This is a genomic window from Mesorhizobium sp. WSM4815 (assembly GCF_055811575.1).
Window position 1 is genome coordinate 81,233 of record NZ_JBVVQS010000096.1, and the last position, 22,227, is coordinate 103,459.

Consider the following 22,227-nt stretch of genomic DNA (forward strand, 5'->3'; position numbering starts at 1 on the left):
TGCTGGAACTATTAGGCTCGGGGATTGACCACCATTACCGGGAAGTTCTTATGCAAAGCGACGGTGTCGGCGATCTGCCGCCCGCCATAAAGAACACGATATCCGTGCGAGCTAAGATATCTTACCGCGCCGTTCATCTCCTGAGAGGTTATGAGCCCATGCTCGAATTGGATGATCAGAGGGCTAGTTGCGGCTAAATTTAATGTTTTTAGTACATCATAATCGTACCCTTCGGCGTCGATTTGAAGTATGTCAACATTAGACAGGCCGTGTTTTTGTATTAACGCGTCCAACGTAGTACATGGAACGGTTAACAATTCCACATCTTGCGGAGCAAGCTGAGTAACAACCCTTCTGTGTACTGAAGTAATTGGGTAATCTTTACCTTGACCCCTATACATTGTTATGCTCGACAAGCCATCGGCGATCGCAACGTTTTCGAATATTAGGCGATCATGAACGCTTGCATAGTTTTCACAAAGTTGGGCGAACATATCCGGTTGTGGCTCAATAAGCATGCCGTACCATGGATACTGCAAAATATACTGGTTCAAAGGATCTCCAGAACGCCCATCATTTGCACCAACCTGAATGAAGTTCAATCGTTCTCCTCGCACAGCCATAAGCAACTGAACACTCAAGTCAAACACTGGAACGCTTAAAAACTCCGCGGAGGGATATTTCTGAATTTGATACCCGAAGTTTCTGGCTGCTTTTCTGAGCAGTTCTTTTAAGAAAGCCATGACTAGCACCTCAGGATAAATTTGAGCACGGCGCTGAACGGCTCGCCGACCGTCTTCGTCACTACGATCCTATCTCAGCCCGCTTCGTGGACCAACAGAAGTTTTCCCGCGCGCAACACAACAATGCCGGACGGACTCATAGATAACAGAGGCTGCTAAAGGCATGTCCAGGCCCTGACCGAGCGCGCCATCGCGCACACGCTTGGAACGGTGGTTGGCCCCGCACGCTCCTGTAGCTGCCGGCAATTGCGGAAAGATCAAGCTGTTACCGCACCAGCGCCACGATCAGCCGAGACAGGTGATCCCTTGGCACCTAATCCTGCACGCTCGGCGGCAGAAGCTGTGCCTCATTGATCTTCCAGGGGCGAAAGTTCTTGCAAAGCCGAAGAGGCACGGCTGCGAACTGCCGAGCGCCTCGCGAAGCTCATTGCTGTCTTCTGCATCCTGGCTTGGCGGGTGTTTTGTACGACCATGATCAACCGCTTACCGCCGCACGCTAAACCGGATCTCGCAATAACGACGTCGAAACGAAGCTCCTCGATCATCTTCTTTCCCGACAAGGATCCGACCACTTCCCATGCCGGAACCGTATCGAGCTATCTGGTCAAGATCGCGCGATTGGATGGCTATCTCGCGCGTGCCAGCGACCCGCCGCCGGGCAACACCGTCATGTGGCGCGGCCTTACGCGCCTCACGGACACCAAGCTCGGCGCAACCATCAGAGCCGAACTTATGGGTAATTGAAAGGTCCACCGGACGCTTACGATCCAAAACACCGCTTACGCTCCGTCAAATGCCGGGACTAAACAAGTTAGCACTTGGCACGCAGCGACGAACTGCAGGGCCGATCACTGAGCTGAAGTGTGCTCGGTATCCTCCTGCTAACCCGGATGTGCACCGGCACCTGTCAGGTTACGCCGATCGAGGAACTCGACACACCTGGTTAGGATGCGATCTGCAGCCTTTCCGTCCCCAAAAGGGCTGCGAACCCACGGCTTCAGTCTGCACCGCTCCGCATCTTCCAGATAGGAACTTACAGCCTGAACGATCCGCGACGTGTCCGTTCCAACCAATTCCGCTGCTCCGGATGCAATAGCCTCAGGCCGTTCTGTGGTATCCCTCATCACGAGCACAGGCTTACCCAGGCTGGGAGCCTCCTCCTGGATTCCTCCCGAATCCGTCAGAACCAAAGCCGACGTTTTCAAAAGCCGAACAAAGGGAAGATACGCAAGCGGCTCGATAAGGTGAATGTTCGGATGCTCTCCCCTTTCGCCAAGGATCTCCGTAACGGGCGCCCTTACGTTCGGATTCAAATGAACGGGGTAGACGAAGTGACAGTTCGGGAAACGGGTGGAGAGAGAAAGAATCGCTTGGCAAATTCGCCGAAAGGGTGGGCCAAAGCTTTCCCGGCGGTGGCCGGTGATCAGTACGACGGGTGTCCTTCCATCGAGCAAGTCTTCTGGAATTCCGGGAACCGGTGGAATCACTTGCTTAACCATTTCAGACGCGAACAGAAGCGCATCCACAACGGTATTTCCAGTTAACAATATCGACTCTTCTGGTATTCCCTCGTTCAACAGATTCAGTGCAGCGCCCTCGGTCGGTGCAAAGTGGAGGGACGCCAGCCGACTTATCATGACTCTGTTCGCTTCTTCTGGCCATGGGGCCTGAATATTGCCTGTTCTTAGGCCGGCTTCTACATGAACGACCGGGATCGCGTGGTAGAATGCAGCGAGGGAGGCACAAAAAGCTGTCGTGGTGTCGCCCTGTACAATGACGAGGTCAGGACGTTTTGCGAGAAGAAAATCGTCTATTGCCTCCAGCAGTCGGCTGCTAAGCTGAGATAGCGTCTGATTGCTCCGCATTATGTTCATTTGTACTGCTGGGTTGATGCAGAAGCTTTGCAAAACTTGACCAACCATTTCACGATGCTGGCCCGTGCTGCATGTAATCGTCTCGATTGAAGGATGTTTTTCGAATGCCAGAATGACGGGCGCAAGCTTGATTGCCTCAGGTCGAGTGCCGAAAATAACTGCTGCTTTCCACATCATACAGCTTCTCCAACTATCAGAGGAATTTTGCGCTAGCGCGCACTCGGGTGGAAGCCTACACTAGCCGTTGGGCATGGGTTCTTTTCCGTCGGAATTGCGGGGCGACGCTGGATTGTGCCATCGGCATTGCGACGGCGTCTGCATCGGAGGGTGATCGTGGTCGGGCAATTGGCCGTGTCCTTCGTAATCTTCGTCAATACCGTTCTCTTGATTCCTGCTTCGGTGTTGCTGTTGCAGACATTTGCGTGTTTCTTCCTGCGGCCACGAAAGATGCACCTCGCGGATGACCGCCCGCCCGTCGTTGTGCTTGTGCCCGCTCACGACGAGGCTGCCGTGATTGGGGAAATGCTTTCGTGCACCCGGGAACAGCTGACTATTGCCGACCGGCTGGTCGTGGTGGCTGACAACTGCAGCGATGAAACCGAAGCGGTCGCAAAGGCCGCAGGAGTTGAGGTCGTGGTCCGGCGTGACGAAAGCCATATAGGGAAGGGGTATGCTCTTGAGGCCGGCGTCCGACACATCGCCCGGACCGGTCCGCGCGACGTCATCGTTTTCCTTGACGCCGACTGCATTTTGGATCCCGGAGCGCTGTCCTGCATGGCGCGCGCCTGTGTTGGAAGATCGAGTGCAATTCAAGCCTGCTATGTCATGAGCAATCCACCAGACAGTGACAGCAGTGCGCGTGTCGCGGAATTCGCCTGGCGAATCCGGACACTCGTCAGACCCTCCGGACTCGCGAATCTTGGTTTCCCCTGTCACCTGATGGGCTCGGGTATGGCGCTCCCGTGGAGCGTCACTCGTATGGCCGATCTTGGTACTGCACATCTCGCAGAGGACGTTCTGCTCGGCATTCAGCTGGCCCGTAGCGGAGTCCCGGCATGGTTTTGCGCCGACGCCAGAATAACCAGCAAGTTTCCCCGGAGGCAGAAAGGGCGCAACTCGCAGCGACGGAGATGGATTCATGGCTTCTTTGCCTTGTTGAAAGGCGCCGTTCCAGGCCTGATGGGCGACGCGCTCATGCATCGTTCATTGCAGATGTCTGCGCTGGCTGTGGACTTAATGGTGCCACCTCTTTCAGTCTTGTTTGCACTGCAAACGCTCGGACTTTTTTTTGCAATTGCCGCGGCTTCAATTGTCGCGCTCAGCGTCAGCTTGATTGGCATGCTCTTTCTGGCTGTCGCCATAGCAATCTGCTGGTATTTCGTGGCAAGAGACCTCGTCGGTTGGCGCGAGGTCATGGCGCTACCGAGGCATAGCGGCACTGTAGGTTTGATCGTCTTCAACTATCTCCTCGGAAATGTGTCAGCGTGGACACGCTCTGAACGAGACTAAACGGCGTTCCAGCGAGGACGACGAGCAGGCCGCTCATGCGCTCGTGCCGTGTGTCGCCCGCCGAAATGCAGCGGCAAAGACCAACTCATCCCCTTCGGTCAGCCATCCTTCAAAACGACTCGTGCGGGCACGCCCATGACGACGGCACGTTCAGGGACATCTCTTGTAACTACGGCGCCTGCGCCAACGATCGCATACGCTCCGATCCTCGTTCCGGGCAATAGATTCGCTCCCACGCCTATTGCAGCACCGCGTTCGATGTATGGACCTCGGCTGCGCGCCTCGTCATATCCTTTCCGCCCGATTGCGTTGTCATTCGAGGTTCCTACTCCGCCCGAGATAAATACCCCATCTTCGATCGTCATATTGCCCGCAAGCCACGTGTGGTCCTGGATTTTCACTCCATTCCCAACAAGTGTGTTGTAGTTTATGGTGACGTAACGTCCTATGATTGTGTCGGAACCTATCCGAGTCTGCTCTCGAACAGACGCACCATCTCCCAGCAGCGTCGATTGGCCGATTTCGACATCGTAGAATATCACAGCGTGCGGCCCGATCGAGCAGCCATTGCCGATTTTGACTTTGGGGACGAAATGCGGAATTCGGGTGAGGGCTCCTGGACCTTTGGGAACTTTTCCGATGTAGGCCCCGGGAAAAATCTCGACGGCATCTCCTATTATCACCCCGGCTTCGAGAACGACGTGGGGGTGAATAACGACGTCGTTTCCGATCACTACTCCGCCCCTCACGACCGCAAACTCGGCGATCGTCACATTGGAGCCGACCAGATCAGTTTGGACGACCGCCCACTCGCTTGTCCTGTTCATCAACTGTCCTCCCAGGAGTGCCCGTCCAACTGTCGAGAACAGCCGTCTGCGCGGGATCGTCCCCATGGCCCGGGGCGACGCCTGTTGCCAGCCTCAAAGCCGCGGCGACGCTGGCGACCTGTCCGCGAGTGAGTTCGGGAAACATAGGAAGTGAGAGAATCCGACCGGCGGCGTGCTCAGCCCGTGGCAAATCGCCTTCGTGATATTGCAAGTACGCCAATGCAGGCTGGAGGTGGAGGGGCAGAGGATAGTGCACGCCGGTCGCGATGTTCATGGCATCGAAATGCGTACAGCAGCGGTCGCGAGTATCGGTTTGTACGACGTATAGGTGGTAAACGTGCGTTCGGCCACGCATCAACTCGGGGAGCGCGACGTTTGCATCTGACAATTCCGAGGCATACCACTGAGCAGCCAATTGCCGGCGCCCATTCCAGCGGTCGAGATAGCCAAGCTTGATCGTTAGCACTGCGGCTTGCAGCGTATCCAAACGACTGTTCGATCCGATCTCCGCGTGGACGTACTTGCTTACTCGGCCATGGTCGCGTAGCCGCTGGATTCGCTTTGCCAAAGTTTCGTTGCTGGTCGTTATCGCGCCGCCGTCCCCATAGGCGCCAAGATTTTTGGCGGGGTAGAAGGAGAAGCAGGCAAGGTGACCGATTGACCCAACCCGGCGACCGTTATATTCCGCGCCGTGCGCCTGGGCGGCGTCCTCGATCACGTGAAGATTGTATCTGCGCGCGATGTCCATGATGGGGCCCATGTCGGCTGCCTGGCCGTAGAGGTGGACAGGAATTATCGCCTTTGTCATGGGTGTCAGGGCTCGCTCGATCAACTCCGGATCGATCGTGTAACTTGCCGGGTCTATGTCGACGAATACGGGCGTTGCTCCCACCGCCACGATCGCACTCGCTGTTGCCATGAAGGTGTTCGGAGCCGTTATGACTTCGTCGCCCTGGCCAATGCCAAGTGACTGCAGCGCTATGCGGAGGGCGTCAGTTCCGCTGGACACCCCCACTGAGTAGCGTGTGCCGCAATAGGATGCGAAAGCAGCCTCGAAGGCCTCGACCTGTTCGCCACCAACAAAGCACGCGCATCTCATAACGTCAGCCACGGCCTCATCGACCTCTTGCTTGATAGACTCATATTGCGCGGTGAGATCTACAAGCGGGATTGCCATCACTTTCTCCCAAGTTCTCGAATCCACGCCATGGATCGGCCGTTCTACCTCAGTCGCAGCCGCTCGCGCCGGCGACTCCTGCTTCAGCGTGCCCCCAGTGCGCGCAGCATCGCTGGGATAGTGAGTACAATGAGCTTGAGATCGGTCCAGAGCGTCCACGTTCGCACATACTCAACATCCAGCCGGAGCATTTCCATTGGACCAACGCGGCCACGTCCTCGGACCTGCCACAAGCCCGTGATGCCGGGCTTGACCGAATGGCGCTCGTGGTGCCATTCCTGAAAATAGTCGATTTCGTAGGGGATGGCCGGGCGCGGCCCGACAATACTCATTTCGCCTCTGAGCACATTGATCAACTGCGGCAACTCGTCGAGGCTCGTGCGCCTTAGCCAACGGCCTACCGAGGTGACACGAGCATCGTTCGTCAGCTTGAACTCAGCCTTAGGGTCGTCTGATATTCGCTCCCCAGCCCACAGGCGCTGTATGGCACGCCGATGTGTTTGGTCACTGCTGCCCTGCACCATAGTGCGAAACTTGAGGCAGACGAATATCTTGCCATTCCTCCCGACGCGCTGTTGCTTGAAAATCGCCGGCCCCGGACTGTCAATGCGAATGGCGAGGGCAAGCACGAGAAACACTGGTGCGAGCACTATAAACGCGATCCCTACCAACACTACGTCAAGGACGCGCTTTAAGATCACGCCGCGTGCCAGAGCGGGGCGTTTTATTGGCCGAGTCATTGGATCTTGTTGAAGACGTTCGGGTTGTGGGCTGCCGCAACTTTCCGAATCGGCGGCAGGACTGTCCTGGGCGGCGTCTTAGCGGCGTTTCGAATGATTGTCTGATGGTGGATTCGCTTGGAGGCCGCTTCGAGTGCCTGAACAACGCGTAGCCCTGAGCGCCCATCCGCGCGCGGCTGCTTGCCGGTACTCATGGCGGTGACGAAGTCCAAAAACTCGAGCTTCAATGGCTCAGCAACTGCAATCGAGGGGATATGGACGTCTCCATGATGATACGCCGAAACGAAGTCCGCGTAGGAATCGCCATTCGTGGTGGTCGGCTTGAAACATTTGTCATAAACACGCACTTTTTCGGCAGGTAGAACATCGTCAAAAACCAGCATGCCCTCACTGCCGACCACCGTGACTTGCCGCACCTTCACAGGGTCAAGCCAGGACACATGCAGATGTGCCTTAACTCCACCGCTGAATTTAACCATTGCATACGCAACGTCTTCAACGTCGGGAAATACATGAGCGCAGCCCCAAGCGTCGATTTTCTCGACCCTATTGCCCAGTAGCGAAAAAATTATGGAGAAGTCATGCGGCGCCAAGTCCCAGAGGACGTTGGTGTCTGATTGGTACAATCCTAAATTAAGACGGCGGGAGCTTATATAATGAAGATTGCCGAGACCTCCCCTCTTGATCACATCTTCCATAAAACGCACTGCCGGATGATATTCAAAGGTATGTCCAACCATTAGAATAAGCGATTTCCTTTCAGAAATCGCAATTAAGGTGCGGCATTCCGCACTCGTCATAGCCATGGGTTTTTCGATCAGAACGTTCTTGCCGGCCTCCAGCGCCGCCTTCGCCAATTCGAAATGGGTCGAAATAGGCGTTGCGATAACCACTCCAGCAACATCACTTGCGAGGATCGAGTCGAAACTCCGCGACACAGCCACGCGATTGTACTCTGATCGAATATAATTCAGACGATCCTGACGAACGTCTACCGCCCATACCAGTCGTACCGATGGAATTCCCAAGGCGATGCGAACGTGCTTCGAACCCCAGTATCCACACCCGATGACAGCAATTGGGATACGGCTGGTCACAGCTTGTCCCCTGTTTACTCGGCGTTAAACATCATCCAATTCCATTTTTCGGACATGCGCAATAAACCATACGGTCTATTCATTTCAGGTCTATTCGCCCCGATGTCGGGCTCACCTGGCCCGGGGCACCCATGCACGGCCGCGCCAGAGGCTGGTGCGGGACATCAGGCCCTTGCACCGCAGGACAGGCTCGCGGGTGAGAAATGGCGGAGGGTCAGATTGCGCCGCGGCGTGAAGGGGCCGCCCAGAGGCCTCGTTCGCTGCCGTGCGGGTGCGCGCGGTGGACGACTTTGCAAGACGCGCAATCATCTTCATGCGGAAGCCGATCATACGCTATGGATGACCTGGTCCGGGCAGCGCGGATGATCGATGCAGCGCGCCAGACGTCAGCCACCCGCAGCCGCTTTTCCACCTCAGCCAGAGCGAGAACCCCGCTGTTGGACGACAGCATGCCGTCGAAGCGCGCGACGACGGACTTGCCGCGAACAGATGACAAACCGGTCAGCGGCAGCGTAGGATCATTCATGGCGGGTGTGGTCTCCGGGAAGTGGCGCGGATCGGCGTAAGCAACCAAATCCTACGTCATTTCAACGGCTTGCATCCCATCCGCCAACCGCCATGAATTTTTTGGACTAGGCCGCATTCGATGTAATTTGCACAGTGAGCCGGATTGGTTCAGGATTGCCGCATGTGAGGTTGGCATCCATGGCTATCCAAGATGTTCGGCGCTTTTTGTTTGGCGTGCTGCTGTGTGCTGCTGTACCGATTTCATTCCAAGCCGCCGCAGCCGACTACAAGCTAGGTCCGCAAGATAAGGTTCGCATCAAGGTTTATGAATGGCCCGCTCTGTCCGACGACCTTGCGGTAGGAGACGACGGAACTCTAGCGTTGCCGCTGGTCGGGACACTGAAGGCGGATGGCATCAGCGTCGCCGATCTCGCAAAGGAAATCTCCAGCCGGCTCCAGAAAAAGGAGAACCTGCGTGAACCGCCCTATGTCTCAGTCGACATACTACAGTACCGCCCGTTCTACGTTTTAGGGGATGTGCAGCACCCAGGGGAGTATGCCTATCGACCCGGGACGAGAATCCTGACGGCCCTTAGTATCGCTGGCGGAGCTTATCGGGGGTCGGATTTTCAGGCGCTAAGAGCGGAACGGGACGCCATTCTCAGCAGAGGCAGCCTGAACATTTATGAGGGCAAACGTCGAGCGCTCCTGCTTCGACTCGCGCGACTTGAGAGCGAGACGCGCGAACTAGCCATAATCGAGGTGAATCTCAAGGAACCGGGCGAACTTGCAGGCGTGACCTCGGCAGAACTCGCGCGAGAGACCTCGATCCTCACCGCCAGGAAGACCGCATTCGATAACCAGAAAGCCAGCCTGCACGCGCAGGTTGAAACATATGCGCAGGAGATCGGAGGGCTCGAAGCCCGGATTGAAAGCTTGCAGAAGCAGCAGAAGTCAGTGCAACGGGAATTAGAGGCTGGCCGAATTCTGGAAGAGAAAGGGCTCGCACTGATGCCTCGCCAAGCAACTCTCGAGCGATTGAGCGCGCAAATAGAAGGTGACCAAAGGGACGTAGAGGTTCTAATCACGCGCGCGCGGCAGTCCATTATCCAGACTGAGTTGGCTCTGGACAAGGCTACCGACGATCGAAAAAAGGATATCGCGACCGAGATCCAGCAGGTTCTCGCCGAACTCGTGGAAGTGCAAAGCGAGATAGCGACGCATGAGGAACTGATCCGGGAGGCGGAGCTTTCCGGGGCGGCGGTTCGTGGCGTCGTTGCCGACCAGCGGAGCATGCGATTCCGGTATCAGATTGTTCGGGAGGATTCGACGGGCGTGCACAAGTTCCAGGTCGACGATGACGCGCGGGTCGAACCCGGCGATGTCGTCAGTGTCGAGCGAGTTGCTCCTGAATCCGGTTCTGCTGGTGGATCGCGCTTGGGCGGCAGTGGATCGGGCATGGCGCATTGGGGAGCGCCGCCGGTCGTTCCAAGTAGGTGAAACATGGATCGGATCGACAAATCCAGTATTGTGGCAAAATCGACACGGGAGGAAGAACGCGAGGTTGCTTTGGCCCACGTGCCTCCTGTCGATCTCCTGCGTCCTTTGCGTATCCTGTACGCTCAGAAGTGGCTTGTGTTGGCCATCTTGCTCGTTATCTCGGTCTGCGGCGTATTCTATGTCCTTCAACAGAGGCCAATTTACACCGCACGCGGCCTCCTCCTGATCGAGAATACACGTCTTGAAACTGGCCGCGAGGAGCTGCTTCCAATTGTCTCGAACGTTGATGTGTCGGCTGTAGACACGCAGGTGGAGATCATTCGGTCAGATGCGATTGCCTTGCGCGTCATTGCCAGCCTCGACTTGGTGCGTGACTTGGATTTTGTTGGAAGCGGGGCGAAAAGCCTGGCACGGCGGACATTGGACACGTTTAGCGAATACGTGGCACAAGTTCCGGCCCTCCGTGACATCGCAGGGTGGCTGGGAAGCGGGTCGCTGCAAGGACAGCAGCGGTCGGAACGGGTCGCGCTTCAAGCTTTCCAAAACATGCTCTCTGTGAAGCGCGTCGGCAAGAGTTCAGTTATTGAGGTGAGCTTCAGGTCTCAGGATGCGGACAAATCCGCTCGGATTGTCAACGAAATTTTGAATGCCTATCTCGCGCAACAGCTGGATGCCGCTGCCGCTGCAACGGCCAATGCAAGCGCTTGGCTCCGCGACCGCGTCAAGGACTTAGGAACCAGGGCAAGGGTCATCAGCCTTGCGGGACCGCCGATTCGACGCGAGGGGCCTACGCGAACGTTGCTGTTGGCAGGTTTCGTTGCACTCGGTTTGCTCCTTGGCATCGGCGCTGCAGCTCTACGCTTTGCGCTCGATCAGACAATTCGAAACCCGCGGCAGATCGAAAGATTGTTGAATGTACCCTTTCTGGGTGCCGTCATGAGGCGGACGCCGTATAAAGCTTGGCCAGAACGCCGCACAAGTCGGCGGCTGATGCGAGCGCCTCTGTCGCCCTCGTCAGACCTTGCCTTCGTGGTGAAGCGCATTAGAACCGCAGCGCTTCGGCGAGGGAGAGGGCAGATCATCGGCCTGACCTCGATAATCTCAGGGGAAGGGGCGACCACGTTAGCGTCGAATCTCGCCTGCTCTGCGGTGGTTGCAGGATGTCGCGTGTTACTGATAGATGGTAATCCATACAAGCCCTCGCTAACTCGCCTGTTCGAGCCTGGCGCCACGACAGGGCTGCTGGATGTGCTTGCGGGACGGTGCACGATAGCAGAGGCTGTCGCAATCAACATGAAATCGGGTGTCCATTTTCTTCCTTACGCGGGCGGGGTCGGCACGCCCGTCGTAGATGCGGTACGGGTCCAATCGTTCGTGCGCGAATGCCGCGACAGCTACGACATCGTGGTTGTAGACCTGCCACCCTTCGCGCCTGTGCCGGAGTTATTGTGCGCTCGCACGTTTGTTGACGCTTTCGTGCTTGTGGTCGAATGGGCTCGAATACCCAGTTCACTCCTTACTTCAGCCGTATTGGCGGCAGGGATGAACCAGAATGATTTTCTCGGCTTTGTCTTGAATAAGGTGAACCGCATTGCAATCGATCCTTTCTCTTACCCTATCGAGAGTCATCTCTCGAAGTATCGCTTTCAGGAGTATGCGGAATGGCCCTCCGCTCAAAGCTTCCCAAGTATCGTACCGTGGAGAATCGAACGTTCACTTGCGCGTGGGGATGTTCATTACACTGGGACATGACGTAATGGGCAAATACTGAACGAAGGCCATAATGGCGGATGCGAGATCCGACTCAAGCAATAATGACTTGGTGAGAGAGCCGGCGCACGGCCGCGTCGCTGACTTCGCGGCTTCAATCTACGCCCTGATACCGGCGCTGGCGTGTAGCTTCTCCCTGATCGTTTCTCCCCTACTGCTGTTCTGGTTTCCCGTTCAAGGCGTCGAAGCCATTTCTCGACCGGAGAACCAGTTTTTCTGGGCTGCTCTTTTCATCCTTTGCATCGGCTTGGCTGCAAGCTTGCGCCGCCGACTGGATTTTGCGCTGCCCGCAAACATTATGTGGTTCATTGTCTACCTGTTGGTTGCTGGACTGAGCGTCGCATGGTCGATTGCGCCGGAAATCTCCGTGAGGAGATACGTCCTGCAAGTGATGGTATTCGTTTGCGCCGTGCTTCCCATCGTCTCATTGCGACGGACGCCAATCGCAACAGATCATCTTTTCGTCTGCTTTGGCCTGACCGCTTTGCTTAACCTTCCGTTCCTTTTCCTGACGCAGAGAGGCGAACTGGGTCATGCTGGCTTTTTTACTGGAAAGAACCTGTTGGGGGAGATGTCGGCACTCGCATTCATGTTTGCGTTGCACCAGGTGAGTAGGACCGGCGTCATTTACCGCCTGCGGGGAGGCATCGGGATCGTGGTCGCGCTCACATTGCTTATTGCGAGCGAGTCGAAGACGTCGCTTGGCTTGGCATTGCTCAGCCCCGCGGTTGCCGGCCTTGTAATTGCGGCTTCCATCGTAACGCCATTCTCGCCCGCAGCGCTCATGGGTTATCTGTCGTCGTTGTTTATAGTCGGTGTATTCATCGCTTCAAACGTTCTGGACTTCAGCAAGGAGGATGCATTCCTCTTTTTCTTCGGAGATGTTGGATTCACGGGCCGAACGGAAATCTGGTCCTTTGCGCTCGAAATGATCGAACGCAGGCCAATGTTCGGCTGGGGATTCCAATCGTTTTGGCTCGTTGGGCCTGACGCGCCCAGCGTGCGTGAGGCGCCTGGCTTTGTTGCCGAGATGCCGCATGCGCATAACGGATATCTTGATATCATATTGCAGACGGGGAGTATTGGCTTCGCCGTATTCGCGATAGCGATCTTCTTCAGCTTGACCGCCGTCGGAAGGGTGGCGCGTGCGGAACCCTCGCGTGCGTGGCTCTGCCTGTCGGTTTTTTTGTTCGCGATGCTGCATAATGGCATGGAAAGCTCCTTTTTTAGAGCATTCGACCCATTGTGGCTGGCTTTGCTTATAGTATGTGCCGACATTGGAGCCGCCAGCTTGCTGTTGCGGGAGCAAGGTGCCGAGGCTGCTGGCCGTTCCAGAGGACCTGATGGCCGACAGAATTTAGGGGGCGGCGCCCTGGAAAAGAGGCGCCGCGGCAATTTCCGTAGCGCAGCCCGTAACAACCGGTGACCAGGATGTCTGGCATGTCTGGTCGTTTGGCCCGAATAATCTCGATGCAGAGCTGCCGAACGCTCAGAGTCCGGCCATGCGAAACAGAATCACCGCTGGTAAGACCATGACAATTCTAGACCTTCAAGACCTCAAGGGCGCAGAGCCCCCCGGAAACATAATCGTAGTTGGCAGCGGCTTAGCCGGGATTGCGATAGCACAGGGTCTGGAGAAGGCGGGCCAGCGCGTCGTCGTTCTGGAAAGCGGAAATCAGGACAACCCGGACGCTCGCTGGAATGTCAGGAAATCACCATTCGCTGTGGCTGATTATTGGATCCAGCAAGATTTCACACAGCTGCATATTCGGCGTCAGTTTGGCGGTACCTCTGCTGTTTGGGGTGGCTGGTGCGCCATCCCCCGCGCTGTAACTTTCGAAAGCAGGGGCTTGGGTCCTAGCTACGGATGGCCAATAGGCCGAGATGCGCTGCGTCCTTATTATGAAAAGGCCGCTCATTACCTTGAGTTAGATACAGGGAGCGACTTCTTCGCCGAGGAAAGGTCTTTGTCGAGCACGGGTAATACAAAAATTGGAAAGTTCTTTTTTTCGCCTCCTGTGAGGGTTCTAGACGAGTTTGGAGAAGGCCTTGCTAAGTCCAAACTGATTACAGTAATTCAGAATGCGACTGTCGTTAACTTGCTTGAAGCTGGTGGATCTGTTGGCGGTTGCGTTATAGAAAGCGATAATGGAAGCAAGTCAGTTATCAAAGGTCATGTGATTGTATTATGTGGTGGGGCCGTTGGAAATGCCAGGCTTCTGGGAAGACTTACACGCGCCTCCGGAATTGCCCTTGGTGCCCAAAGAAACATTGGGAAATGGCTCCAAGAACATCCACACAAATACAGAATGTTTGAGTGCCTTCTTCGCCCAGATGTATCAAAGGAAATATTTAGCGAAGGCCTTATAAACCAAGAGAAATTCGTATCCCTTGCGCCACATGAAGATCTAGTTAGGAAAAACAAATGGGCTGATTTCAACTTTCAGATAGGCGAGAAGGAACACGAAATATCACAAGAAATGTTGATCATGGCACAAAACTACCGGTCTTTGTTTTCCTTAACACCGGTAGTATTTGAAGCAACACTTGGGATGGAGCAGTTTCCGCGAGTGGAGAACTCCGCAATCAGTTCAAAGGCACTTGCCGAAGGTCTCGACGGAGACTTGAATTTAGCATTCGGCGAGGATCAAGATGAACTTGTGGGGCATGCTGTCACTTGGTTCACCCGGAACATCGCCCATTCAATCTCCAAGCCAGCGGTTCCGGTTGATACAGTCGCTGTTGGCCATCTACATGGGACAACCAGAATGGCGGCCTCCCCAGAATTTGGAGTTGTAGATAGCTCTACGAAGGTATTTGGCGTGAAAAATCTTTATGTAGCCGGGTCGTCAGTCATGCCGACAAACGGGTTTGCCAATCCAACCTTCACAATTTGTGCTTTAGCAATTAGAACCGCAGATATCGTCCTCAAGGAGATGAAGCTATGAAGCTTATGAAGGAGAGGAGAACTCGCCGTCAAGTCCTGAAGAAGTGCGCTTTGGTTACCACGGCCTCATTGTTAGCAGCGGGCTCGATTTCGTTTGGCATATATAACTATGCCGACGATCACGACATCCCTAATATAGGGGAAAGTTACGCAAAAAAACTTAATCAACCCCTTCCTAACTTTGACGTTCAGTCGGTGATCAATGTGTCGAAGGATGTAGTGAGGTCAGCAGAAAGTCTTTTGAGCTTTTCCGGACGAGAAGGGGAATTTGCGAGCCTAATAAGAACTATGATCTTCGATGATTATAAGAACTCGCGTTTCATATCAAACGGCCGCTATGTGCTGACCAATACAGAGGCAGCTTTGCAGCTTGTAATTCACGATGTATTGCTGGCTACGAGTGTTGGAAGCGCAGGGCTAACCCCGAATGAGGGCTTTTAGAAGGCCATTCCTAAGCGCGACTTTATCCCCCAAAGAGAAAGAGAGGGAGGCTAGGATCGCGGTGAGGCGGCCTTGATGGCATTATCTGGCGTGGCTGAGAGCTGTGGTCATTCTGTGCCAGATAGGAGGGGGAATTTTTATGCTGTCTCGGCGTGTCGGGGAGATGCATAAGATATTGATGCTGCCAGATTTGGCGTCGGACGGCGGCGGAGTTTCCTACGAACGGCCGTTGGAGGATCGGACAGGATCGCGATAGATGCCGCGGGCGTTGATCTTCGGCCCCCATCTTCGCCCGACCGTATCGTCGAGGCCGATCACGATGTCCGTTTGGGCGGGAACGAAGGCGGCGACGAGCAGACGGAGCAGGCGTCCGGCCACGGCGCGGGACGACCACTTCGCCCGCCCCAGAACCCGGTGGTAGATGGGAAATCGGGGTGCAACTCGCCGCCCGAGAATGCGCAATGCCGCCGTGACGGTGCGCCGGCCCGGCGCCAGCAGGGTGGGACGAGCAACAGCACGTTCGCCAGGTCAGACGGGTGAACGGGTGGGCAAGGGGCGAGCCGGGCCGGTAACGGGTCTGGCAGCGGCGCGTCGCAAGGGGCCATCCCAACGGTAGAATCGACCCGGGCTCCGGGGGACAAAGCGCCGGGGCGGCGACACGTGAATCGCGTCGCCTTTCTCTCGCGTGATCGAGCGCGCAAGGGCATGTCCCACCCACAAATCGCGCGGCGGCTACACCCTGGTCGACCGCTGCACCGACAACACGTCGCAAGGCGACCCGGACGCCCTGTTAAGGTTAACTGGATTTTGTCGCGAAGCGGCTGTATGCTTATCGCATCCAGCGATCCCACTTTGGAGGATCCGATGCCCATTGACCCGCTCGTCTCTATCATCATCCCCTGCTACAATGGAGAGGCGTACCTTCGAGACGCAATTGATTCAGCTCTGACGCAGTCATACCCGCACGTTGAGATTGTTGTGGTAGATGACGGGTCAACGGATCAGAGCGGAAGCATCATACATTCCTATGCCGATAGACTAATCGGGATCCGCCACTCCAACCAGGGACTTCCGCGATCCCGTAATGCAGGGGTTGCGCGATCGAGGGGCGAATACCTGCTGTTCCTGGATTGCGACGACCTGATCGCTCCCGACACAGTGGCGGCGCTGCTTGCCGCGGTGAAGGAGGGACCCGACACCGTCGCCTGTTGCAAGTGGAGAACACTCGTTCAGAAAAACGGCGCATGGATTGCCGAGGCCAGCGAAGTGCCGTTTCCGCTCCCACATCCTGACCCCCTTGCGGGATGGCTCCTGGGACAGTGGATACCGTGCTGTTCCTTCCTTTGGCCGCGAAAGTTATTCAACAGGCTTGGCGGCTTCGACGGAGAGCTAACGACAAACGAAGATGGAGATCTGATGTATCGAGCTCTCCTGCGCGGAACCCGTTTGGCGGTCGCGCGTGGAGGCGAGTCGTACTACCGCCGGCACGGCACGAATGCTCTTTCGATGAGCCGCGACATCTTCTCGGAACATCGCGTCCGGTCAAGCATGCGGGCGTTCGAAAAACTGGAAACAGAGTTGCACCAGCACGACTTGTGGGACAGTTACAAAATTCCATTGGGAATTGCATATCAGATGCTGGCTCACCGCGCGTTTTCCGCGCGCACTGATCTGGCGCGTGAAGCCCTGGAACGGGGTGTGCGGTTAGCAGGAAAACGGGCCGTATCGCCAACCCGGCTTGGGCGAGTCCTCGTGAGGTTAATCGGCATGGAGCGGAAAGAGCGAACTGCGCGTGCACTTGCTCAGTTAGGACTAATGTCCAGCGGACGGCGACAATATACAAAATTGGGCCGGCTGCACAGGGCGAATTCACCATAAGTCCGATCGGAGTTCGACGATCTCCTCGGGTAGAGAAGCTCGTTGCGGACCTTCTCTACCGCCAACCTGGGGCGATTGCGCCGCAACGGGAGGAGACGATGAAAATATGGATTGACCTCTCGACGGCGCCAGATCCACTGTTTTTTCGCCCCTTGATAAAGCGCCTGAACGAGCGAGGCCATACGACTTGGCTGACAGCTCGTGAGTTCAGCGAGACAACCGCGATAGCGAAAATGTGTGGCCTCCCCGTCGAGGTGATCGGGCGGCATGGCGGCTCGACCATGATGGGTAAAGGTGCGGCCATATTCAAGCGCGCTGCTATGCTGGCTCACCGCGTCTACAACGAGCGCTTTGATGTCGCGGTCGGGTTCAACTCGTACGCACAGGCATTGGCAGCGCGACTTGTGTCGATACCTCTTGTAACGTGCATGGACTATGAGCATCAGCCGGCGAACCACGTTGCTTTTCGCCTGGCACGGTGCATAGTTGTTCCCTCCGGATTCAATCTCGAAGCGCTGCGCCGGCAAGGCGGAAAGCCCTCAAAGGTAAGATTTCACGATGGCCTGAAGGAGCATGTCACGCTCGTGGATTTCACGCCAAATCCGGATTTTCCAAAGTCGCTGCGCGCGTACAATATCACTGACGAGGACGTTCTGGTGTTAATCCGTCCCCCGGCGACACAGAGTGCCTACCATCGCTTCGAGAACGATCTATTCGCCCATCTCGTGCACCATTTTTCGAGAATGGCAAAGACGAAGGTCATCCTTCTCCCACGCTACAGTTCCCAGTCCGAAAGCTTTCGTGCTGCTGGTGGGCGAAACTTAATAATTCCAACGGAAGTATTGGACGGTCTCAACTTGATCTATTACGCCGACCTTACCATCAGTGCAGGAGGGTCGATGAATCGGGAAGCTGTTGTTTTGGGAACGCCTGCCTGCACAGTGTTCAGAGGTCGAATGGCTGGGGTCGACCTGAAGCTCATCGCAGAAGGAGCACTGGGGAGAATAGATACGATGAGAGATATTGAGCGGCTTGCGCCCGCCAAGAAGCCCAGACGTCCGGTGCCCACCGTCGACAGCCGCGCGACGGAGCAGGTCCTCGACGCAATTTTAAGCGTAACCTAAAGATCGCAGCAGAGGAATGGATCGAAAGACGCGTGTTCAGACTTTCAGAGGTTGGGGCACATCACCGATGCGTTTGCTCGTTATGGCGGATTCTAACAAGTCGATGGCTTCGGCGGTCGGAGACGCAAGCTCGGGCTTTACTCGGGTAGCAGTGCTCACCTCATTCGGGCAACCCGTGAGCTATTCTAATCGCAGGCTGGTACTACCTATGAGTTGGGCACAGTCCCGCCTCGGGGAGCGCACCTGGAGAAGCCGACACAGATTCAGACGGGCGATTTCGGAAATATTGGGATTCAATGCCGCCAGGCGTCTCCACTGGCAGGACGATATAGTGTCAAATGTTGCCGCATGTGACCCGGATGTAATAGATCTGCGAGGGCTTTGTCGGTCGAAGGAATGGCTTTTCGAATTCCTGAGCGAACAGTTCCCCGCGCTAAAGATTTTGGTGGATTCAGGCCAGAGTTCAGCGCTTCAAGAGACCGCCAGATGGCGTAAATATGATCCCGATACGAAGATCACTATCGTTCTTCCGGTTTACAACGGCGAACGATTCCTTCGCGCGTCAGTCGAAAGTTGCCTTTGCCAAACCCACCGAAATTTGGAGCTGATAATTGTTGACGATTGCTCGACCGACGCGACGCCTCGAATTATCAGTGAATATGCGGCGGTCGACAGCCGTATCAAGGTGATCAGGAACACCTCAAACCACGGGCTTCCCGATTCGTTGAATACCGGTTTCCGAGCGGCTACAGGCGCTTACTTCACCTGGACCAGCGATGACAACTTGTACGCTCCGGGTGCGATTGAGTATATGGCTCAACAGTTGACGACGTATCCGAGCGCGGGACTGGTTTACACGAGTTTTATTCGCATTGATGAACTTGGCGACCGCCTTGGTATCTCCATGAGTATGCCCCCAACGGGCCTTCGCAGTCCGGACCTGGCGTCGGCAGTGGTTGGCGCTTGCTTCATGTATAGGCGCGAAGTGCGAGACGAAATAGGCGAGTACCGAGCCAAATACCGTCACGCGGAGGACTTCGACTACTGGGTAAGAATATGCATCCGGTATCCCGCATTGCATTATTATGAGCCCTGTTATTTTTACCGGCTGCACCGTGATTCCCTTACCAGTCATCATAGGGCGAAGTGGCGGGGGCTAAACGAGAAAATTGTCCATGAACACTTTGTCACCTCGCGCAACTCGATACATTGGATGGGCTCTCTTCGCGCTCGCCCATCAATTCAGGGGGGATGAACGTTCCTCCCGAACTGTTTGGCGTGGGCATAGCGCTGATGGTTGATCAGGGGGCGAACTTGCCCAGCCCGGCACAGGACTGGCGCAGGGCCAGGCCATATTTCTGGGCTTCACCAGCCGCTCGCCGGCGCGATGCATCAGCTTAGCGTCGGTCGGGAAGGTGACGGCCTTCTCCTCTACCGTGGGGTAGACGATCACTTGGCGGAAGTCGGCGGCTTGGCCACTCCCACCCTTGTGGCCGCCGCAAGGCTCTCCTGCCTTCCTCCATGCACTGGCGTCAGCGCGTCGTACACGCGGTAAGCGCGAAGCGCACCCCATCTGGCGTGGCATGAGATGATGGGCGAGAGATGATGGCTGAAGGAGCCGAGGAGCTTGCAGCGTCAATTTCCAGGTCTGCGCCTATGTCTGATGATAGAAGTTTCCATGTTCTTGAGGCGGTTCCGAACCGGCTGGGGGCGAGCCGGCGCGTCAGCGGCGAGCAACCGAAAGGCAAACGGTGCTGGAAGAACTCCTCCCCGCAGAAGAATTGGAAAATTGGAATTAGGGCTGCAGCACCCATTGCCCTCATCGGAGAAGTTGTGCATTGCCTTGAGGATGGCCAATCCTGCCATCAGCCGCGTCGCCAAGAGCGGCCGGCCGAGATCGTCGTTATAGACTGCACCGAGCCGCTCTTCCAGAAAGCGCCAGTCGATCGTGCGCGCCAGCTTCACCAGCGCCCGATCCATGTCGAGCATCTGATCGAGCCGGGACCGGAACAGGTCGGTCTGCCGCTCTCTCGGCGCTCCCTCGGTCGCATTGCCGGCGCACGCCCCGCTTCGTCAGGACGATGGAATCACAGGGCGCAGGCAGGATCGAATTTGCCGGAATCGTCGTCCATAGCCACGAAATCCGGCAAACGCGAATACTTGTTCAAATCCAAAATTCACACAAAATCAGCGGCGTGCGCTCCACAGACGACGAGGAAGCGCTCGCGCTTCAGAAGCCGGTGCCCCCGATGATGCGCTGAAGCTTCTGCCCTGGTCGACCGACCAGAGCGCAAAGCGTGCTGATCTGAGCCCCTACAGGATGAAATCGCTCGCGTGGAGCGAAGCGACGTGCAGTAGCTGCATCGAGAAGTCGGCGGTGCCATTGCCGTCGACATCGCCATAGACCAATGCGTTGCCTTTCACCGTCGCATAGCGCAACTCGCCAGCATGATGCGTAAAGCCGGACGTGCCGATGAAGCTGAATTCCTGCGAGCCGGCCGTCACGCTATTGGCGTCGATTGCCGAGACGTCGACTTTGTCGCCCTGCGCAGTGCTGAAGTCCTGGATCACATCCCGGCTCTTAGCACCCAGCTTGCTGTCGGTCATCGAGTTGAACACAAAGGTGTCGGCGCCGGTGCCGCCGGTCAACAGGTCACGGCCGAGCCCGCCAGCGATGGTGTCGTTGCCATTGCCGCCGCCGATGGTGTCTTTGCCGCCAAGCCCCGACAGATGGTTGTTGCCGGCATTGCCCGTGAGGGTGTTGGCCAGGGCGTTGCCGGTGCCGTCGATATTGGCCGTGCCGGTCAAGGTCAGCCCCTCGATGGCGCCGAGGGCATGCGCCGTGTCCGACAAACTGTAGCTGATCGAGGAATTGACTGTGTCGACGCCGGTCGTGCCGGTTTCGTCCACGACGTCTCCGATATTGTCGACCGTATAGCTGTCGTTGCGGTCGCTACCGAGCATGTGATCGGCGCCCGTGCCGGTTGGTGTGGCCGTTTGATCGGCGCCCGTGTCGGTTGGTGTGGCCGTTTGATCGGCGCCCGTGTCGGTTGGTGCGGCCGTTTGATCGGCGCCCGTGCCGGTGGTTGGTGCGGCCGTTTGATCGGCGCCCGTGCCGGTTGGTGTGGCCGTTCCAATTACTGGACTGACATCGTACCCGCCGAATTTCGAGATGTACTCCGCGACAGGCGTTCCCCACGGATCGGTCGCGCCTTGAGTGCCTCCTGAATTAAGATACACCGCCACAGCATCAGCGCCAACCAAATGCGCCCCGGCGAGAAGGCCAGATGCTGTGATTTCAACACCGTTGATTGTTTGTCCGATAAACTTCTGAAGGCCAAGATCCTTGAACTCGCTATTCCATAGGTAGGTATAATACTCGCCAATTGCTTTGTCCTGGATAGCCGGATGGCTCAACCAGTCTGCCAGACTGTTGATGCCGTCCTTGCCGGTCCAACCGTTGTTCCAGTCCACTGCTGCGGTGCCATCGAGCTTGTAGTAGCCGATCATCCGCATTGCCGATTCGCCGACCTGGTAAGCGCCTGCATAACCCTGCGGGTTCACGTAATCGTATCGATTGCTCGATTCGCTGAATGCAAGGGCATCAAGGAAGTTATCGTAGGATCCAGCCATAATCTTAATTGTCCACATATAAGTGTTTCGGGAGAGTTTTGATGTTTTGTTGAGGTGATATCCTATTGCGGATATTAGTTCATCTTACCAGTCCGAACGTAAGTAGGGAATATGACGACAATGTGACTGGTTCCAGCATAAATCTGTGGAGTGACATTCTGTCCACAACTTAAAAGATTGCACAGTACGACGTTCAGTGCCACCGTCGCATCCTGGCTGTTGATCCCACGTCCAGTCCAAGCCCCTCATCACCCCGCCGTCCGCCCCAAGCGCCCGGCAGACCACCAGAAAAGACCCAATCCCGGCTGATCACCGGCGACCCTAAAAACCCGCCAGGCTGGGAAATTTTGGAAGCCCGTATCCGGAGAAACTTAGGTGCGTTGACAGGCCCCGCTGGCGGCGGTTTGTCGCATCCCGCGACACCGAAGCATCGCCGGCCGATCGAGCGCCTGCGCGCCAT

Annotated in this window: 18 protein-coding genes and 2 pseudogenes; 10 read left to right on the forward strand and 10 right to left on the reverse strand. The window is 56.3% G+C overall.

All coding sequences use genetic code 11. From position 1 onward, the window contains the following. Positions 1-11: 11 nt before the first annotated feature. Positions 12-743, reverse strand: a complete 732-nt coding sequence (locus AC0L2B_RS18790) for an FkbM family methyltransferase (RefSeq protein ID WP_473746390.1) — start codon at positions 741-743, stop codon at positions 12-14. A gap of 471 nt (positions 744-1,214) precedes the next feature. Between AC0L2B_RS18790 and AC0L2B_RS18795 the strand changes: the two genes are divergently transcribed. Next, positions 1,215-1,487 carry a hypothetical protein gene (locus tag AC0L2B_RS18795; RefSeq protein ID WP_473746391.1) on the forward strand — a complete coding sequence of 91 codons (273 nt, stop codon included), beginning with the start codon at positions 1,215-1,217 and terminating at the stop codon, positions 1,485-1,487. 137 nt (positions 1,488-1,624) lie between these two features. On the opposite strand, the gene wecB is transcribed toward AC0L2B_RS18795, so the two are convergent. Then, complete coding sequence (gene wecB, locus AC0L2B_RS18800) at positions 1,625-2,794, reverse strand: non-hydrolyzing UDP-N-acetylglucosamine 2-epimerase (protein ID WP_473746392.1); 1,170 nt, start codon at positions 2,792-2,794, stop codon at positions 1,625-1,627. Positions 2,795-2,950: 156 nt separating this feature from the next. Between wecB and AC0L2B_RS18805 the strand changes: the two genes are divergently transcribed. Continuing rightward, on the forward strand, positions 2,951-4,126 hold the full coding sequence (locus tag AC0L2B_RS18805; RefSeq protein WP_473746393.1) for a glycosyltransferase family 2 protein: 1,176 nt from the start codon (positions 2,951-2,953) through the stop codon (positions 4,124-4,126). 98 nt (positions 4,127-4,224) lie between these two features. Here AC0L2B_RS18805 and AC0L2B_RS18810 read toward each other — a convergent pair whose 3' ends face one another. The 5 genes and pseudogenes from AC0L2B_RS18810 to AC0L2B_RS18830 all read right to left on the reverse strand — a co-directional run. Then, positions 4,225-4,953, reverse strand: coding sequence for an acyltransferase (locus tag AC0L2B_RS18810; RefSeq protein WP_473746394.1), 729 nt, complete (start codon positions 4,951-4,953; stop codon positions 4,225-4,227). Further along, complete coding sequence (locus AC0L2B_RS18815; RefSeq protein ID WP_473746395.1) at positions 4,916-6,130, reverse strand: DegT/DnrJ/EryC1/StrS family aminotransferase; 1,215 nt, start codon at positions 6,128-6,130, stop codon at positions 4,916-4,918. The genes AC0L2B_RS18810 and AC0L2B_RS18815 overlap by 38 nt, the downstream gene beginning before the upstream one ends. 83 nt (positions 6,131-6,213) lie before the next feature. After that, complete coding sequence (locus AC0L2B_RS18820) at positions 6,214-6,870, reverse strand: sugar transferase (protein WP_473746396.1); 657 nt, start codon at positions 6,868-6,870, stop codon at positions 6,214-6,216. Further along, complete coding sequence (locus tag AC0L2B_RS18825) at positions 6,867-7,967, reverse strand: Gfo/Idh/MocA family protein (protein ID WP_473746397.1); 1,101 nt, start codon at positions 7,965-7,967, stop codon at positions 6,867-6,869. Before AC0L2B_RS18825 ends, AC0L2B_RS18820 begins: the two co-directional genes overlap by 4 nt. Before the next feature lie 329 nt (positions 7,968-8,296). Next, positions 8,297-8,493, reverse strand: a pseudogene (locus AC0L2B_RS18830) (transposase); the annotation flags it as partial. A gap of 179 nt (positions 8,494-8,672) precedes the next feature. On the opposite strand from AC0L2B_RS18830, the gene AC0L2B_RS18835 reads away from it, so the two are divergent. From AC0L2B_RS18835 to AC0L2B_RS18855, 5 genes are all read left to right on the forward strand, one after another. Continuing rightward, entirely contained in the window at positions 8,673-9,974 is a 1,302-nt protein-coding gene (locus AC0L2B_RS18835; protein ID WP_473746398.1) for a polysaccharide biosynthesis/export family protein, read from the forward strand. Between the two features lie 3 nt (positions 9,975-9,977). After that, positions 9,978-11,726, forward strand: coding sequence for a Wzz/FepE/Etk N-terminal domain-containing protein (locus tag AC0L2B_RS18840; protein ID WP_473746399.1), 1,749 nt, complete (start codon positions 9,978-9,980; stop codon positions 11,724-11,726). A 31-nt stretch (positions 11,727-11,757) separates the two neighbouring features. Further along, entirely contained in the window at positions 11,758-13,170 is a 1,413-nt protein-coding gene (locus tag AC0L2B_RS18845) for an O-antigen ligase family protein (protein ID WP_473746400.1), read from the forward strand. Between the two features lie 76 nt (positions 13,171-13,246). Then, positions 13,247-14,692: a GMC oxidoreductase gene (locus tag AC0L2B_RS18850; protein WP_473746401.1), complete on the forward strand. Its 1,446-nt coding sequence runs from the start codon at positions 13,247-13,249 to the stop codon at positions 14,690-14,692. After that, positions 14,689-15,132, forward strand: a complete 444-nt coding sequence (locus AC0L2B_RS18855; protein WP_473746402.1) for a hypothetical protein — start codon at positions 14,689-14,691, stop codon at positions 15,130-15,132. The genes AC0L2B_RS18850 and AC0L2B_RS18855 overlap by 4 nt, the downstream gene beginning before the upstream one ends. Positions 15,133-15,348: 216 nt before the next feature. Here AC0L2B_RS18855 and AC0L2B_RS18860 read toward each other — a convergent pair whose 3' ends face one another. Continuing rightward, the gene (locus AC0L2B_RS18860) at positions 15,349-15,630 is read right to left on the reverse strand and encodes a transposase (protein ID WP_473746501.1); all 282 of its coding nucleotides are present in this window, start codon (positions 15,628-15,630) and stop codon (positions 15,349-15,351) included. Positions 15,631-15,996: 366 nt separating this feature from the next. Here AC0L2B_RS18860 and AC0L2B_RS18865 point away from each other — a divergent pair, with 366 nt between their 5' ends. The 3 genes from AC0L2B_RS18865 to AC0L2B_RS18875 all read left to right on the forward strand — a co-directional run bounded on the left by AC0L2B_RS18865 (position 15,997) and on the right by AC0L2B_RS18875 (position 19,389). Next, on the forward strand, positions 15,997-17,010 hold the full coding sequence (locus tag AC0L2B_RS18865) for a glycosyltransferase family 2 protein (RefSeq protein WP_236374905.1): 1,014 nt from the start codon (positions 15,997-15,999) through the stop codon (positions 17,008-17,010). A 98-nt stretch (positions 17,011-17,108) separates the two neighbouring features. Next, a complete protein-coding gene (locus tag AC0L2B_RS18870; protein ID WP_473746403.1) occupies positions 17,109-18,134 on the forward strand; it encodes a DUF354 domain-containing protein in 1,026 nt (341 codons plus the stop codon). A 331-nt stretch (positions 18,135-18,465) separates the two neighbouring features. Continuing rightward, positions 18,466-19,389, forward strand: coding sequence for a glycosyltransferase family 2 protein (locus AC0L2B_RS18875; protein ID WP_473746404.1), 924 nt, complete (start codon positions 18,466-18,468; stop codon positions 19,387-19,389). A 5-nt stretch (positions 19,390-19,394) separates the two neighbouring features. Here AC0L2B_RS18875 and AC0L2B_RS18880 read toward each other — a convergent pair. Both AC0L2B_RS18880 and AC0L2B_RS18885 read right to left on the reverse strand, forming a co-directional pair. Next, positions 19,395-20,185: pseudogene (locus AC0L2B_RS18880) on the reverse strand (transposase); the annotation flags it as partial. Between the two features lie 262 nt (positions 20,186-20,447). After that, positions 20,448-21,767: a calcium-binding protein gene (locus tag AC0L2B_RS18885; RefSeq protein WP_473746405.1), complete on the reverse strand. Its 1,320-nt coding sequence runs from the start codon at positions 21,765-21,767 to the stop codon at positions 20,448-20,450. Positions 21,768-22,227 lie beyond the last annotated feature (460 nt).

What these genes read in the sequence shown, in the direction of transcription:
- AC0L2B_RS18815 (WP_473746395.1), bottom strand. Translation starts at nt 6,130, where the DNA reads ATGGCAATCCCGCTTGTAGATCTCACCGCGCAATATGAGTCTATCAAG.
- AC0L2B_RS18870 (WP_473746403.1), top strand. Translation starts at nt 17,109, where the DNA reads ATGAAAATATGGATTGACCTCTCGACGGCGCCAGATCCACTGTTTTTT.
- AC0L2B_RS18795 (WP_473746391.1), top strand. Translation starts at nt 1,215, where the DNA reads ATGATCAACCGCTTACCGCCGCACGCTAAACCGGATCTCGCAATAACG.
- AC0L2B_RS18820 (WP_473746396.1), bottom strand. Translation starts at nt 6,870, where the DNA reads ATGACTCGGCCAATAAAACGCCCCGCTCTGGCACGCGGCGTGATCTTA.
- AC0L2B_RS18790 (WP_473746390.1), bottom strand. Translation starts at nt 743, where the DNA reads ATGGCTTTCTTAAAAGAACTGCTCAGAAAAGCAGCCAGAAACTTCGGG.
- AC0L2B_RS18865 (WP_236374905.1), top strand. Translation starts at nt 15,997, where the DNA reads ATGCCCATTGACCCGCTCGTCTCTATCATCATCCCCTGCTACAATGGA.
- AC0L2B_RS18845 (WP_473746400.1), top strand. Translation starts at nt 11,758, where the DNA reads ATGGCGGATGCGAGATCCGACTCAAGCAATAATGACTTGGTGAGAGAG.
- AC0L2B_RS18850 (WP_473746401.1), top strand. Translation starts at nt 13,247, where the DNA reads ATGCGAAACAGAATCACCGCTGGTAAGACCATGACAATTCTAGACCTT.
- AC0L2B_RS18810 (WP_473746394.1), bottom strand. Translation starts at nt 4,953, where the DNA reads ATGAACAGGACAAGCGAGTGGGCGGTCGTCCAAACTGATCTGGTCGGC.
- AC0L2B_RS18855 (WP_473746402.1), top strand. Translation starts at nt 14,689, where the DNA reads ATGAAGCTTATGAAGGAGAGGAGAACTCGCCGTCAAGTCCTGAAGAAG.
- AC0L2B_RS18835 (WP_473746398.1), top strand. Translation starts at nt 8,673, where the DNA reads ATGGCTATCCAAGATGTTCGGCGCTTTTTGTTTGGCGTGCTGCTGTGT.
- AC0L2B_RS18840 (WP_473746399.1), top strand. Translation starts at nt 9,978, where the DNA reads ATGGATCGGATCGACAAATCCAGTATTGTGGCAAAATCGACACGGGAG.
- wecB (WP_473746392.1), bottom strand. Translation starts at nt 2,794, where the DNA reads ATGATGTGGAAAGCAGCAGTTATTTTCGGCACTCGACCTGAGGCAATC.
- AC0L2B_RS18885 (WP_473746405.1), bottom strand. Translation starts at nt 21,767, where the DNA reads ATGGCTGGATCCTACGATAACTTCCTTGATGCCCTTGCATTCAGCGAA.